The sequence below is a fragment of the Salinivibrio sp. MA351 genome, assembly GCF_001996065.1.
GTDB classification, from domain to species: Bacteria; Pseudomonadota; Gammaproteobacteria; order Enterobacterales; family Vibrionaceae; genus Salinivibrio; species Salinivibrio costicola.
The window spans coordinates 278,468-293,327 of the sequence record NZ_MUFG01000001.1; the positions used below are offsets into that span (position 1 = coordinate 278,468).

Below are 14,860 nucleotides of genomic sequence, written 5' to 3' on the forward strand. Positions count from 1 at the left end.
TTGGTCATGGTCGTGTCTGTGCGATACTCAACGACCAACCAGTGAGCTGATTGAGTAGTAGGATAATAATGGACAATATCGACGTCAGAGGCGCGCGTACGCACAACCTCAAAAATATTAACGTGACCATCCCCCGTGATAAGCTAATTGTCATCACCGGCCTGTCTGGCTCAGGGAAGTCATCACTCGCTTTCGATACCTTGTATGCCGAAGGTCAACGTCGCTATGTTGAGTCTTTATCATCGTATGCGCGTCAATTTTTATCCTTGATGGAAAAACCCGATGTTGACCATATCGAAGGGCTGTCACCCGCCATCTCGATTGAGCAAAAGTCGACATCACATAACCCCCGCTCCACCGTTGGCACCATCACTGAAGTCTATGACTATCTGCGTTTGCTGTACGCCCGAGTGGGAGAGCCACGCTGCCCCACCCATGATGTCACCCTAGCGGCACAAACCATTAGCCAAATGGTGGATAAAGTGTTGGCCCTGCCTGAAGGCAGTAAGTTAATGCTGCTGGCACCGATTATCAAAAACCGAAAAGGTGAGCATGTAAAAACACTTGAAAACCTCGCTGCTCAAGGGTTTATTCGTGCGCGGATCAACGGCGAGGTGTGTGATCTGTCCGATCCACCCACGCTGGAGCTGCAAAAAAAACACACCATCGAAGTGGTGGTTGACCGATTTAAAGTACGCGACGATCAACAACAACGTTTAGCTGAATCCTTTGAAACCGCGCTCGAACTCACGGGTGGCAGTGCGGTCATCAGCTGGATGGACGGCGACGGTGAAGAAATCATTTTTTCTGCTAACTTTGCCTGCCCCCATTGTGGTTACAGCATGCAAGAGCTAGAGCCTCGCTTGTTCTCATTTAATAATCCCGCCGGTGCGTGTGGCACCTGTGACGGGTTAGGCGTTCAGCAGTACTTTGATCGCAAACGCGTGATTCAAAACCCTGCGGTCAGTCTCGCAGGTGGTGCGATCCGAGGCTGGGATCGTCGTAACTTTTATTACTTCCAAATGCTGCGTTCACTGTCTGAGCATTACGGTTTTGATCTAGAAACGCCCTGGCAAGATCTCTCCGGCACCATGCAAGATATACTTTTATATGGGTCGGGGCCGAAAGAGATCGAGTTTAAATACGTCAACGATCGTGGCGATATTCGCGTACGTAAGCATCCGTTTGAGGGGATCCTCAATAACATGGAGCGCCGTTATCGCGATACCGAGTCTAATGCAGTGCGCGACGAACTCGCCAAATATATTGCCACTAAGCCCTGCGCCAGCTGCGGTGGCTCGCGTTTACGTCAAGAAGCTCGACATGTTTTTATCGATAACCGTAACCTGCCAGAAATTTGTGAGCTCAGCATTCAGCAGGCGCTCGATTTCTTTGAACAACTGTCGCTTAGCGGCCAACGTGCAAAAATCGCCGAAAAGGTGATGAAAGAAATCCATGACAGGTTACGCTTTTTGGTCAATGTCGGGCTCAATTACCTTAACTTGTCACGTAGCGCCGATACCTTATCCGGGGGAGAAGCCCAACGCATTCGACTCGCCAGTCAAATTGGTGCTGGCCTTGTCGGTGTGATGTACGTATTGGATGAACCATCGATTGGCTTGCATCAACGAGATAACGCGCGCTTACTGGATACCTTGGAGCACTTGCGCGATCTGGGCAATACCGTGATGGTGGTTGAACATGATGAAGACGCTATTCGTGCCGCGGATTACATTATCGATATAGGCCCAGGCGCGGGCGCGCACGGCGGCGAGATCGTGGCAGAAGGCAGCCTTGACGATATTCTTGCCAGTGAGCATTCACTTACCGGGCAGTATCTTTCTGGCAAACAAGCGATTGCGGTGCCAGCACAACGGATACCGCGCGATCCCAACAAGATGTTGACGCTCAAAGGTGCAACCGGAAATAACCTCAAAAATGTGGATCTGCACTTACCTGTCGGCTTACTCACTTGTGTCACGGGCGTGTCGGGATCTGGAAAATCAACCCTCATCAACGATACCTTCTTTAAAGTCGCCCACCAGCAATTAAACGGTGCCACGACCGCGGATCCTGCGCCGTATGCCGAGATTGATGGCCTAGGACACTTTGATAAGGTTATCGACATCGATCAAAGCCCTATTGGCCGTACGCCGCGCTCAAATCCCGCCACTTACACTGGGATCTTTACCCCGATTCGTGAACTGTTTGCCGGCACACAAGAAGCACGGGCACGAGGCTACAAGGTGGGTCGCTTTAGTTTTAACGTACGCGGTGGCCGCTGTGAGGCCTGTCAAGGCGATGGGGTCATCAAAGTAGAAATGCACTTTTTGCCGGATGTGTATGTCCCTTGTGATGTGTGTAAGGGCAAACGCTACAACCGCGAGACACTTGAAGTACGCTATAAAGGCAAAACCATCGATGAAGTCCTGGCAATGACAGTGGAAGACGCGCGTGAATTCTTTGATGCAGTGCCAGCCATTAAGCGTAAGCTGCAAACCTTGATGGATGTTGGCTTGAGCTATGTGCGCCTAGGCCAAGCGGCGACGACCCTGTCTGGCGGTGAAGCGCAACGGGTGAAGTTAGCCCGAGAGCTGTCCAAACGCGATACCGGTAAAACCTTATATATTCTTGATGAGCCAACCACAGGGTTACACTTTCATGATATTCAACAACTGCTCAATGTTCTGCACCGCCTACGTGAGCAAGGGAATACTATTGTAGTTATTGAACATAATTTAGATGTGATCAAGACGGCCGACTGGATCATCGATCTGGGGCCTGAGGGCGGCAATGGCGGGGGTGAAATCATCGCCCAAGGCACACCGGAATCGATTGTCGATGTGGTCGGCAGCCACACGGCCCACTTCCTCAAGCCAATGTTGGAGCGATAATGACGTTAGTGCTGCCGCCTAGTCGTGTCATACGCAAGCCGTTGACGGTGCCCTTTTTGGTGACCTTAACGGTATTGTGGCTGATTTGTCTGCCTCTTTACTCGGTTGCTCTGCCGCTGGTAGGCATACGTCACCCGGCGGCGGCGCTATCATTACTCACCTTGGCATTTGCGCTTGGGTTCGCCAGTTTGGAGGTTATCCGTCAACACACATGGCGAGCCACTCGGCTGACCGGCACATTGGCACTTGCGACCTGCTTGGCGATGATGCCCTATTTTTATCCGCAGGCACTGGGCCACAATAGTGGCTATGCGCTCATCGTTTTAGCGCTAAGCTTTGGCTTTTTCTCAGCCCTACAGCAGTTTATTTTTAATCACGCCCAACGACAAAAACTACTGGCCGTCTTATTGTTGGCCTCCTGGTTAGCGGTATTGTCGGTATTAGGGAACCAGCCTCCGCCGGGCATGGCACCCTTTATGTTTGATCAATGGGTCCCTCACCTCCCTCCAGCCGTGACTCACACCTTATTGTTAACCGGAGTCACGCTCGCCGCCTACATTTTGGCCAGAGAGCCCAGTGGTCGATATCGCCACCCGGTTAGCCAAGGCTTACTCGCGTTAACACCGCTCGTGTTGATTCCGATATTGGCGATGCAAGAGCAACCCTTACTGTTGCTATTCGCCCTGTGTGCGATTGGCTTACAACAAGTGTATTTAGCCCGGTTTGCCTCGCGACGCCAGCATCGTATGTGGATGATCGCTATCTCGGCAGGGGCATTTTTGGCGGTATTTGGTCTCAGTGGTCAAGACAACTGGCACTGGCTCACCGCCGACGATCAGCGCGCACTTATGCTGGCGTGGCAGCAATGGCAAATGACGCCATTTTTTGGAGTGGGCATGGGCAATGGTCAGTCAACGTTGCTATTACTGTCTGCCTCACAACCGAATCATTCCGGCCCGGTGACCTTACCCAGTGCTTTAATCCTGTGGCTCCTTGAAGGGGGGCTCGTTGTCGCCTGCGGCTATCTTGTGGTGTTGGCCGCGCTAACACTTCGTATTCTACGTGCACCGTCAGGAACACGTAGAATATTGATCGCCTTAGTATTGCCACCACTGACCGGCCTGATGATTTATCCAGCCAGTGGCACACAGTGGTTTAACGGGGTATTGTTATTGATTTGGTTATATTGGTTAGACAACTTAACCAGTCGATATCGTCGTTATCCCGTGTTTTCACACCGTTATAGTCAGCGTGTCGCGAGCCGTAGTGTGATCATGGCGCTGGTGCTCGTCACCTTACTGAGCTTGTCATCCGTTTACCTCGCCAATCGCTATCTGCGTGATTCCTTATTAAGTTCGCAGCGTTTTACCTTGTATCAGCAACACCCATGGTGGCAGCAAAAACTGCACCGCGCGCAACAAGACCGTCACTTTCAAGCGAATTTGGCGCACTTATCTGACGTAGCACGCCACCAGCACTTGGATGATTTACTGCGTCAAGTCGCGCAACGCCCACGCTTTTCGGGCTATCAGCATGCGTATCAGGTTGCGTTACAAATTGGTGATCAGCAACGCGCACGCGATATTCAACAAGAAGCGCGCTATTTATACCCGCAAGCAAGCAAAGTATGGACCACTCGCCATACCTTGCCCGATACCTTAACGCCTTAACGTAACGCGTTTTCTAACGCTTTCAGACACAGCGCCACATTCTCATGCCGTGCCCCGTAGCCCATTAAGCCAATGCGCCACGCTTTACCGGCGAGATCGCCTAAGCCGGCACCAATTTCGAGGTTATAGGTCGTGAGCAGGTGCTGACGTACTGCCGCATCGTCCACACCATCCGGAATAGTGACCGCGTTAAGCTGCGGCAAACGGTAAGGCTGATCAACCACAAAAGTGATACCGAGCTCATCCAGCCCTGCTTTGAGGTGTTGATGCATGTCTTGATGACGTTGCCATGCATGCTCAAGCCCTTCTTGATAGAGCCGCAATAACGACTCATGCAAGGCATACAAACTATTGACCGGCGCGGTATGGTGATAGCTGCGTTTCCCTTCTCCGCTCCAATAACCAAGCACCAGGCTTTGATCGAGAAACCAACTTTGTACCTTGTGGGTTCGCGATTGCATTTTAGCCACAGCACGCGGTGAGAAGGTGACAGGCGATAAGCCAGGGACACATGACAAACATTTTTGGCTACCGGAATACACGGCATCGAGCTGCCACTCATCGACTTTCAATGGCACGCCACCGAGTGAAGTCACGGCGTCGACAATGGTTAAGCAACCGTGCTCCCGCGCCAATCTCGCCAGTGTTTGCGCATCCGAACAAGCGCCGGTTGAGGTTTCAGCATGGACAAACGCAAGCGTGCTGGCATCCGGATGGGCTTTTAACGCAGCCTCAACTTTTTCTGGACTAACAGGCGCACCCCAGGCATCGTCGACCATCACTGCTGTCGCGCCGCAACGCTCGACATTTTCCCGCATACGATCGCCAAACACACCATTGCGACAGACAATCACTTTTTCACCCGGTTCAACTAAGTTGACAAAGCAAGCTTCCATCCCGGCACTGCCTGGTGCCGAAATCGCCAGGGTAAAAGGGTTGTCGGTTTGAAACGCATATTGAAGCAGTTGTTTGACTTCATCCATCATCGCGATAAACAAAGGGTCAAGATGTCCGACAGTCGGACGGCTGAGTGCCTGTAGCACCGCAGGATAAATATCAGAGGGGCCCGGGCCCATTAACGTGCGAGCCACGGGCTGAAAAGATTGAATCTCGGAAATTGAACGTGCCATAACCTTTCCTTGTTGTTGGTACACACAGATGACCGTTATAGCATATTTTTTCGCCATATCCCTATTGCCTGGCACGTGAACTGTGTGATCGCTGGACAATTTTGCCAAGGCACTGATCGTGACCAAAAGGCAGTTGACACCCTGTCATCTCGCCCGTAATGTAAATGCTGTTCACGGGATAACCAACCCGGGACTGAACATGCAGAAGAGGTGCATTTCTCAGGCAGTTATCATGCGGAGCCCCACTCCAAGGTATGATAATCAGGGGAGACAATGCCGAGGTGGCGTAAGCTTGGGGGCGAAACGCTGCCGGCCTAGGAGGCTGAATCCTTCAGGCTGTCACTTGTCATCCCTACAGGAAGACAGGTGGAGCGCTTCTGGCAGTCCATGCCTGCCGTTTGCTCTTCCTTCTTTTTTGCGGTCCCTACCGCGGTCACGATGTGACTTCTGATGTTCCCCATAATGAATTGATTAAGACCCATTTGTATGATGAGAGGGGAAAAGGACGTGAACCCATTACCACCGATTTCGGTCGCTAAGTTTGGCGGGACGAGCGTTGGCACTATCGATGCCATGCAACAAAGCGCTGATGTTATCGAGCAAAACCCACATACCCGCTTTGTGGTGATCAGTGCGTGCGCAGGCGTCACCAATCACTTGGTTGCACTGGCACAAGGGATCAACGACCCACAAGTCCGTCAAGACAAACTGGTTGCCATCACCGCTATCCATCAAGCGATATTAAACGCGCTTCCCGCTTGCCAGGACACGCAAACAGCAGTCGATGACTGGCACCAAACGATTGCCGACTATGCAAATACCGCAGCATCTGCTCCCAGTACAGCGTTAACGGATGCGTTGGTCGCTTGTGGTGAGCTCATCTCAACCTATATTTTTACTCACTTGCTCAATAGCCGAGGCATGGCCACGGTGAGGGCCGATGCGCGAGCGTTATTGCGCACCGATAGTCACTTCGGCTGTGCCCAACCGGATCGACAACAAACCAAGATACAGTGCCAGAACCAATTACTCCCCCGCTTAGCGACGCATTTAGTGGTCACGCAAGGGTTTATCGGTGCTGATGCGAACGGGCACACCACCACCTTAGGCCGTGGCGGTAGTGACTACAGTGCCGCGTTATTCGCCGAGGCGATCGGAGCAGAAAGTTTGGCCATCTGGACCGATGTCCCCGGGATTTATACCACCGATCCACGAGTGACTGATCGTGCTCGTCCGATTAGTGAAATTAGCTTTAGCGAAGCTTCGGAAATGGCTACCTTTGGTGCCAAGATCCTCCATCCATCGACGTTAGTGCCCGCGGTACGCCAGCATATCCCGGTATTTGTCGGCGCGGCGAGAGCCCCCGAACAAGGCGGTACCTGGATCCGTGAGCAAGCGCACTCAGCGCCGCTGTTTCGTGCCGTGGCCCTCAGGCGCAACCAGACCATGGTGACACTGACCAGCTTAAACATGTTTCATGCTTGTGGTTTTTTGGCCAAGGTGTTTGAGATCTTAGCGCGCTTTGAAATCTCAGTTGATTTAATCACGACCTCGGAGGTCAGTGTCTCTCTAACGCTGGATCAAACCCATACCCAGGGTGACGCACCACAGCTGCCGGAGGCTGCCATCGCCGAGCTCACGCAGTTATGTCAGGTAGAGATCTGTGCGAATCTAGCGGTTGTTGCGCTGATCGGTAACGAGATGAATCACACACCGGGCGCGACAGCGCCGGTATTTAGTGCGCTAGCCCAATATAAACTGCGCATGATTTGCTATGGTGCCAGCAATCACAATATCTGTGTGGTGGTCGACGATCACGACGCGACCCATGTCGTACAGCGGTTACACGCTGACTTATTTGAGTAAAAAAAGGCCAGCACATGTGATGTGCTGGTCTTTTTTCATTAGGCGTTTAAGTTTGGCCCGAGCCATTTTTCCGCGTCTTTGCTGCTCCACTCTTTGCGCGCCGCATAACTGTCACGTTGATCATCTTGAATCTTCGCCACCGCAAAGTAGCGTGATTCAGGATGTGAGAAGTACCACCCCGACACAGATGCGCCTGGCCACATGGCATAGCTTTCGGTGAGTGTCATGCCCGTATGCGCTTCTACCGAGAGCAACTGCCAAATTTTTCCTTTCTCGCTGTGCTCAGGGCAGGCAGCATAACCCGGAGCCGGCCGGATCCCTTGGTATTGCTCCCGGATCAAGGCATCGTTATCGAGCGTCTCATTAGGCGCATAGCCCCACAATGAGATCCGAATTTGCTGGTGCAGGTATTCTGCAAAGGCTTCTGCTAATCGATCGGCGACCGCTTGGATCATGATCGCGTTGTAATCATCCCCTGCAACTTTATAACTTTCCGCCAAGGCATACTCGCCAATGCCGCCTGTCACCGCAAACGCACCAATCCAATCAGGCTGACCACTGCTCTTCGGCGCGATAAAGTCCGACAAGCAATAATTGGCGCCACGTGGCTTTTTGGTTTGCTGACGTAAATGGTTCAGTACCGTGCCCACCGTTTGCCGTGATGCGTCGATATACACCTCGATATCATCCTCAAAGCTATTGGCAGGAAAGACGCCACACACTCCTTTTGCGGCGATCAAGCCTTCGTGCTCAAACCGGTCGAGCCAACCATTAGCGTCTTCATACAAACGGCGAGCTTCTTCACCCACCAGCTCGTGGTCTAAAATCGCCGGGAATTTGCCGCTCAGGGACCAGGTCATAAAGAAAGGGGTCCAATCGATATACTGACGTAATGTCGCTATCGAGACATCATCGTAAACATGGACGCCCGGCCTCGCCGGCTGGGGCGGCGTGTAATGGGCCCAATCGGTTTGCCATTTGTTTGCCCTTGCCGCGTCCAGGGTGACAGGCGGAGTGCGGGGTGTCTTGCGTTGGTGCTGCTCTCGTACTGAAACATACTCTTTTTGTAAGCGCGCCACAAAGTCTGAACATTGAGCCGGCGATAATAGCGATGCACAAACGCCAACGGCACGTGACGCATTCGACACATACACCACAGGAGCCTGGTAGTGCTGCTCTATTTTCACCGCGGTATGCGCTTTGGACGTCGTCGCACCACCAATCAACAGCGGAATATCAAACCCTTGCCGTTCCATTTCTTTGGCGACATTCACCATTTCATCCAATGACGGCGTGATAAGGCCTGACAAACCAATAATGTCGACTTGCTCCTCGCGCGCCACTGACAGGATTTTATCGGTCGGCACCATCACGCCGAGATCAATAATCTCGAAGTTATTGCATTGCAGCACTACGCCGACAATGTTTTTGCCAATGTCATGCACGTCGCCTTTTACCGTGGCAAGTAAGATCTTGCCATTGGTCTGCCCTTGTTGCTTTTCAGCGTTGATGTAAGGTTCAAGATAGGCCACGGCTTGTTTCATCACCCGCGCCGACTTCACCACTTGCGGCAGGAACATCTTACCTTCGCCAAATAAGTCTCCCACCACATTCATGCCCGCCATTAGTGGGCCTTCTATCACTTCCAACGGTTTACTCGCCGCCGCTCGAGCTAGCTCAGTATCTTCAACAATAAATTCGGTAATGCCTTTAACCAGTGCATGTTCAAGCCGTTTATCCACTGGCCAACTGCGCCACTCCGCGGTTTCTGCCACTTCGTTTTCACCGCGGTCGCGGTAGCTGTCCGCCAACGCCAGTAAACGTTCCGTGGCACCATCGTCTTTGTTAAGCACCACATCTTCCACCGCCACACGCAGCGATTCAGGCAAATCATCATAAATGGCTAACTGGCCAGCATTGACGATGCCCATGTCCATACCGTTTTTAATGCAATGGTAGAGAAACACCGCATGGATCGCCTCACGCACTGGGTTGTTTCCGCGAAACGAAAAAGACACGTTAGACACGCCACCTGAAATCATGGCATGCGGCAGGGTTTGTTTGATATCTGCGACCGCGTTGATGAAGTCGACCGCGTAGTTATTATGCTCATCAATGCCGGTGGCCACCGCGAAGATATTAGGATCAAAGATAATGTCTTCCGGCGGGAAGCCGACTTGGTCAACCAGCAGGTGATACGCGCGCGTGCAAATCTCGACTTTACGTTCACGTGTATCAGCCTGGCCTTGCTCATCAAACGCCATCACAATCACAGCGGCACCGTATCGACGGACTAAGTGGGCTTGTTGAATAAACGCGGCTTCCCCCTCTTTAAGAGAAATTGAGTTCACAATCCCTTTACCTTGGATACACTTCAGTCCGGCTTCAATGATCTCCCACTTTGAGGAGTCAATCATCACAGGTACCCGAGCAATATCGGGCTCAGCCGCACACAGATTGAGAAAACGTACCATGGCTTGCTGTGCATCCAACATGCCCTCATCCATATTGATATCGATGATTTGCGCCCCGTTTTCCACTTGCTGCAACGCCACCTCAAGCGCTTCGTCGTATTGTTCTTCGACGATTAAACGCTTAAAACGCGCCGACCCAGTGACATTGGTGCGCTCCCCCACGTTCACGAACAGGCTTTCAGCATTAATAGTCAGCGGTTCGAGCCCTGATAGTCGACATGCCACAGACTGAGAGGGGCGCGCACGGGGGGCATGTTTCGCCACCACTTCGCTGATCGCTTGAATATGCTCGGGTGTGGTACCACAGCACCCACCCACCAGGTTAATAAAGCCAGAAGCGGCCCATTCGTCGATATGTTTTGCCATGTCTTCAGGCGAGAGATCATATTCGCCAAACGCATTGGGTAAACCGGCATTGGGATGAACCGAAACAAATCCTTCGCAGATCTCACTGAGCTCTTTGACGTACTGACGCAATTCGGCTGGCCCCAGCGCACAGTTCAAACCAAAAGAAAGCGGTTCGACGTGGCGTAAAGAGTGATAAAACGCCGCGGTGGTTTGCCCAGAGAGCGTACGACCAGACGCATCGGTGATGGTGCCAGAGATCATAATGGGTAAGCGCACACCTCGGGCATCAAAGACTTTTTCAACAGCAAAGGCACAGGCTTTCGCGTTCAAGGTATCAAAGATGGTTTCCAACATGATGAGATCAACACCACCATCCATCAACGCCGCAGTGGACTCCGCATACCCCTCAACCAATTGATCAAAGGTGACATTACGAAAGCCAGGATCGTTCACATCTGGAGAGATAGAGCAAGTGCGATTCGTGGGTCCGAGAACCCCAGCAACAAAGCGTGGTTTTTCTGGGGTTTTCGCCGTCCAGTGGTCAGCCACGTCGCGAGCAAGACGCGCAGCAGCTAAATTTATCTCCGCACTGATGGCCTGCATGTCGTAATCGGCCATGGCTATCTGGGTCGCGTTGAACGTATTGGTTTCTATGATGTCCGCGCCCGCGGCCAGATAGTCGCTGTGTAACGCTGCTATTTTTTCAGGCTGCGTCAGTACCAAAAGGTCATTGTTACCTTTCACATCACAATGCCAGTCTTTAAAGCGTGCGCCGCGGTAATCGGCTTCGCCGAGTCCTAAGCCTTGGATCATGGTGCCCATACCGCCATCGATCACCAAAATACACTTAGAGAGACGCTGTGTTAATCGATCCATTCTTACCCCGTGATATCACCATCCTGATTGCGATAGTTTTATCCTACCACAGCCATTTTGGAAATCTAGACGTCTATAAATATCGATTAATTTTGATCTATTTCAATTCAGCTGTTCGTTTTGAGTGCAATTTCTATTAATATTTTGTAACTCTTTCATTCCTCGTCGTACTAGGAAGCTGCATGTCTACCTACGCAATCCTCAGTTTCATGGCTGCTGCTGCCATCTTTATCGCCTTTATTAATAGTAAAATCAGCCGAGTACAAACGACTATCGCGATCACTGCAAGCTCTCTACTCCTTTCTCTTTTGATCGTGATCGCTGGTCAATACCAAGCCATTCCGTTAAAGGCGATGGCGGAGCAAATATTGACCGATATCCACTTTGATGCCTTTTTACTCAAAGGCGTACTCGGTTTCCTTTTATTCGCGGGCGGTATTGGTGTCAAGCTTCCCCATTTCTCTGACCAAAAATGGGAAATCACCACCCTCGTCCTCGGCGGCCTGTTGGTCTCTGTCTCGCTGGTTGGTGCCGGTATTTGGGGCGTCTTCCAACTGATCGGCATTCCTTTTGATTTTATCTATTGTTTATTGTTTGGGGCGCTGATTTCTCCAACCGATCCCATCGCGGTGTTGGCCATTGTTAAGCGGCTACAGGCACCCAGGCGGATCACCACCCAAATCGAGGGAGAGTCACTGTTTAACGACGGGGTCGGGATTGTTATTTTCGTGACGCTTTTTACCTTGGCGTTTGGCGACAGCGAGCCGACACTCGGTGGTACGATGGCATTGTTCTTACAAGAAGCTATCGGTGGGATTTTATACGGTCTGATATTGGGTTACCTGTTTCACCGTTTGATCTGCGCGACCAATGACCATTCCATGGAACTGCTACTGACATTGGCTATTCCTAGCGCGGGGTATGTGCTCGCCGATATGTTGCATGTTTCCGGGCCACTGGCGATGGTAGTATCTGGCATTATGATCGGTAACTGGACTCGCTTTATTGGCTTCTCCAAAGAGAGTGAGGATCATCTGGACCATTTTTGGGAATTGGTCGATGAGTTTTTGAATAGCTTACTGTTCTTATTGATCGGGGTCAGCCTGTTACAGATTAGCTTCCACAAGGAAGACTGGATCATTATGGCCGCAGTTGTACCCGTTGTACTGTTCGCCCGTTATCTCAGTGTGAAAGCCTGCTATTTCGGCTTCAATCGCTTTCGTCAATACAACCCTTGGGCCGTTCGTATTTTGAGTTGGGGAGGCCTAAGAGGTGGCTTAGCCCTTGCCATGGCCATGGCAGTGCCGGCTGGTGTGATGGTCGTCCCTGAGAAGAATATCGACGTCCGTGAACTGATTTTAATCATGACTTATGCGGTGGTGGTTTTCTCTATTCTCGTACAAGGATCGACCATGACAGGAATGGTTGATAAAGCCAATGCCGCTCAAGAGAAAATCGATAATCCCCGTGTATAAACACTCTTTCTCAACAAGGCGCCAATTAGGCGCCTTTTTGCTATTCGTCGAGCGTAAAGTTAGATTGTGAAAATTCAGCCAGATTAAACGGCGTCAGCTGATAGACACAATAGTTCAACCAATTGGCAAAGAGTAAGTGCCCATGACTCCGCCAACTCACATAGGGGGGTTGAGACGGATCATCATCAGGATAATAGTTAATCGGGACAACAGGCTCCATCCCTTCTTCAAGATCGCGATGGTATTCATGATGCAGCGTATGTGAGTCATATTCGGGATGACCTGTCACAAACACATTACGTTTATCCTTGGTCGCCGCCAAGTAAGTGCCCGCTTGTGCTGAGGTGGCGAGAATATCGAGATCCGTGTGTTCGTCAAGAAAGCTTGGCGAAAAGTCAGCGTACCGCGAGTGAGGGGCGAGAAAGCTATCATCAAACCCCCGCAATAAAGGATGCGTAGCCAGTGCTTCATTTACCTGGTGCTGATAGACGCCAGATAACTTCTCTTTGCGCGTTTTTTTGGGTAAATCGTAAAGAAGCTTTAAACCCGCTTGAGCCGCCCAGCAAACGTAAAGGGTAGATGTAACATGCTGATGCGCCCAATTCATCACATCTTGCAAATGCTCCCAGTAAATCACATCTTCAAACTGCACCAAGCCTAATGGTGCCCCGGTGACGATAAGACCATCAAAGTTGCGTTCACGCACGGCTTCAAACTGGCGATAGAAGGTGTCTAAGTGTTCCGTTGGCGTGTTTTTACTGGGTCGGTTATCAATGCGTAAAAGCTCGACATCAACCTGTAAAGGGCTATTAGAGAGCAAGCGCATAAATTGCGTCTCGGTTTCAATTTTTTTGGGCATTAAGTTGAGTAACAACACCTTCAATGGGCGAATGTTTTGGCTCACCGCACGCGTCTGCGACATAACGAAAATGTTTTCTCGACGCAAAATATTGGTGGCGGGGAGCTGATCCGGGATTTTTATCGGCATCACTGCCTCCTGAAGATTTAAGATGTTTAGACGTCCAGATATCTAATAACATACCCCAGTGACCCATGAAGCTCAAGCAATAATCAACGCCCAGAGATGCCCGAATAAGTAAGAATAGTGAAAGGGTAACAACACCAAACAAAAAGGTGAGATAAAAATGGGGCAGTCGGGGGATATAAGAAAGGAATGAAGTATTTTAAAAAACACTATAAACGAAAAAGCCCTCCGCGAATGCGGAGGGCTTAAAATAAGCTCTTGGCAGTGACCTACTCTCACATGGGGAGACCCCACACTACCATCGGCGCAGCAACGTTTCACTTCTGAGTTCGGCATGGGTTCAGGTGGTGCCGTTACGCTATGGCCGCCAAGAAAATTCTGGTGCTGATAGGCAGATTTGAACTGCCGACCTCACCCTTACCAAGGGTGCGCTCTACCAACTGAGCTATATCAGCAAAATCGTTATCAACGTTTTACTCGGTGTTTTGTCATCAAAGTCTTACATAACATTGCTTTGATGCTTAAATTTTTGCTAACTAAAGCCCAATATTAAGCGCTAATTAGATTATCTTGTTTGATGCGATGAGGATTTTGAATCGAGACGCGCAGTGTATGCCAATACATGAGCATCGCAGATATCAAAAGCATCGAGCTATCAACAAGATAAGCAATGAGAGCCTGGCGATNTAGATTATCTTGTTTGATGCGATGAGGATTTTGAATCGAGACGCGCAGTGTATGCCAATACATGAGCATCGCAGATATCAAAAGCRTCGAGCTATCAACAAGRTAAGCAATGARAGCCTGGCGATGTCCTACTCTCACATGGGGAGACCCCACACTACCATCGGCGCTGCTTCGTTTCACTACTGAGTTCGGCATGGARTCAGGTGGGTCCAAAGCGCTATGGTCGCCAAGCAAAATTTGGTGTGTCTTCACTTTTCAGTCAAAACACGAATCTAGAAAGCTGTTTCGTTCTCGCCACAATCAACTGGCTTATTTCGAGTCCAACCCAAAACCTCTTGGGTGTTGTATGGTTAAGCCGCACGGGCAATTAGTACAGGTTAGCTCAACGCCTCACAGCGCTTACACACCCTGCCTATCAACGTCGTCGTCTACGACAACCCTTTAGAGAGCTCGAA

At 50.8% G+C, this 14,860-nt stretch carries 7 protein-coding genes, 1 tRNA gene, 3 rRNA genes and 1 riboswitch; of the genes, 4 read left to right on the forward strand and 7 right to left on the reverse strand.

Translation table 11 applies throughout. The annotated features are described in order from the left end of the window. The first annotated feature begins 68 nt into the window (after positions 1-68). Both uvrA and BZG78_RS01320 read left to right on the forward strand, forming a co-directional pair. On the forward strand, positions 69-2,894 hold the full coding sequence (gene uvrA / locus BZG78_RS01315) for an excinuclease ABC subunit UvrA (RefSeq protein ID WP_077660158.1): 2,826 nt from the start codon (positions 69-71) through the stop codon (positions 2,892-2,894). After that, positions 2,894-4,564, forward strand: a complete 1,671-nt coding sequence (locus BZG78_RS01320; protein ID WP_077660159.1) for a Wzy polymerase domain-containing protein — start codon at positions 2,894-2,896, stop codon at positions 4,562-4,564. Before uvrA ends, BZG78_RS01320 begins: the two co-directional genes overlap by 1 nt. Here the strand turns inward: BZG78_RS01320 and BZG78_RS01325 are convergent. Then, positions 4,561-5,694, reverse strand: coding sequence for an alanine--glyoxylate aminotransferase family protein (locus BZG78_RS01325; protein WP_077577322.1), 1,134 nt, complete (start codon positions 5,692-5,694; stop codon positions 4,561-4,563). The two genes, BZG78_RS01320 and BZG78_RS01325, sit on opposite strands and share 4 nt — an antisense overlap. Positions 5,695-5,891: 197 nt before the next feature. After that, a riboswitch (Lysine riboswitch) is annotated at positions 5,892-6,079 on the forward strand. A gap of 101 nt (positions 6,080-6,180) precedes the next feature. Here BZG78_RS01325 and lysC point away from each other — a divergent pair. Further along, positions 6,181-7,560, forward strand: a complete 1,380-nt coding sequence (gene lysC, locus BZG78_RS01330) for a lysine-sensitive aspartokinase 3 (RefSeq protein ID WP_077660160.1) — start codon at positions 6,181-6,183, stop codon at positions 7,558-7,560. Between the two features lie 38 nt (positions 7,561-7,598). Here the strand turns inward: lysC and metH are convergent, their stop codons facing one another. Then, a complete protein-coding gene (gene metH, locus BZG78_RS01335) occupies positions 7,599-11,258 on the reverse strand; it encodes a methionine synthase (protein WP_077660161.1) in 3,660 nt (1,219 codons plus the stop codon). Between the two features lie 182 nt (positions 11,259-11,440). Here metH and BZG78_RS01340 point away from each other — a divergent pair, with 182 nt between their 5' ends. Beyond that, positions 11,441-12,733: a sodium:proton antiporter gene (locus BZG78_RS01340; RefSeq protein WP_077660162.1), complete on the forward strand. Its 1,293-nt coding sequence runs from the start codon at positions 11,441-11,443 to the stop codon at positions 12,731-12,733. 40 nt (positions 12,734-12,773) lie between these two features. Here the strand turns inward: BZG78_RS01340 and metA are convergent, their stop codons facing one another. The 5 genes from metA to BZG78_RS01370 form a co-directional block, all read right to left on the reverse strand. Further along, entirely contained in the window at positions 12,774-13,721 is a 948-nt protein-coding gene (metA, locus tag BZG78_RS01345; protein WP_021022714.1) for a homoserine O-succinyltransferase, read from the reverse strand. Positions 13,722-13,974: 253 nt separating this feature from the next. Beyond that, positions 13,975-14,090: ribosomal RNA gene (gene rrf, locus BZG78_RS01350) — 5S ribosomal RNA — on the reverse strand. Between the two features lie 7 nt (positions 14,091-14,097). Beyond that, a tRNA-Thr gene (locus BZG78_RS01355) sits at positions 14,098-14,173 on the reverse strand. 347 nt (positions 14,174-14,520) lie between these two features. After that, positions 14,521-14,636, reverse strand: a 5S ribosomal RNA gene (gene rrf, locus BZG78_RS01365). Positions 14,637-14,751: 115 nt separating this feature from the next. After that, a 23S ribosomal RNA gene (locus tag BZG78_RS01370) occupies positions 14,752-14,860 on the reverse strand; the annotation flags it as partial.

What these genes read in the sequence shown, in the direction of transcription:
- uvrA (WP_077660158.1), top strand. Translation starts at nt 69, where the DNA reads ATGGACAATATCGACGTCAGAGGCGCGCGTACGCACAACCTCAAAAAT.
- BZG78_RS01320 (WP_077660159.1), top strand. Translation starts at nt 2,894, where the DNA reads ATGACGTTAGTGCTGCCGCCTAGTCGTGTCATACGCAAGCCGTTGACG.
- BZG78_RS01325 (WP_077577322.1), bottom strand. Translation starts at nt 5,694, where the DNA reads ATGGCACGTTCAATTTCCGAGATTCAATCTTTTCAGCCCGTGGCTCGC.
- lysC (WP_077660160.1), top strand. Translation starts at nt 6,181, where the DNA reads ATGATGAGAGGGGAAAAGGACGTGAACCCATTACCACCGATTTCGGTC.
- metH (WP_077660161.1), bottom strand. Translation starts at nt 11,258, where the DNA reads ATGGATCGATTAACACAGCGTCTCTCTAAGTGTATTTTGGTGATCGAT.
- BZG78_RS01340 (WP_077660162.1), top strand. Translation starts at nt 11,441, where the DNA reads ATGTCTACCTACGCAATCCTCAGTTTCATGGCTGCTGCTGCCATCTTT.
- metA (WP_021022714.1), bottom strand. Translation starts at nt 13,721, where the DNA reads ATGCCGATAAAAATCCCGGATCAGCTCCCCGCCACCAATATTTTGCGT.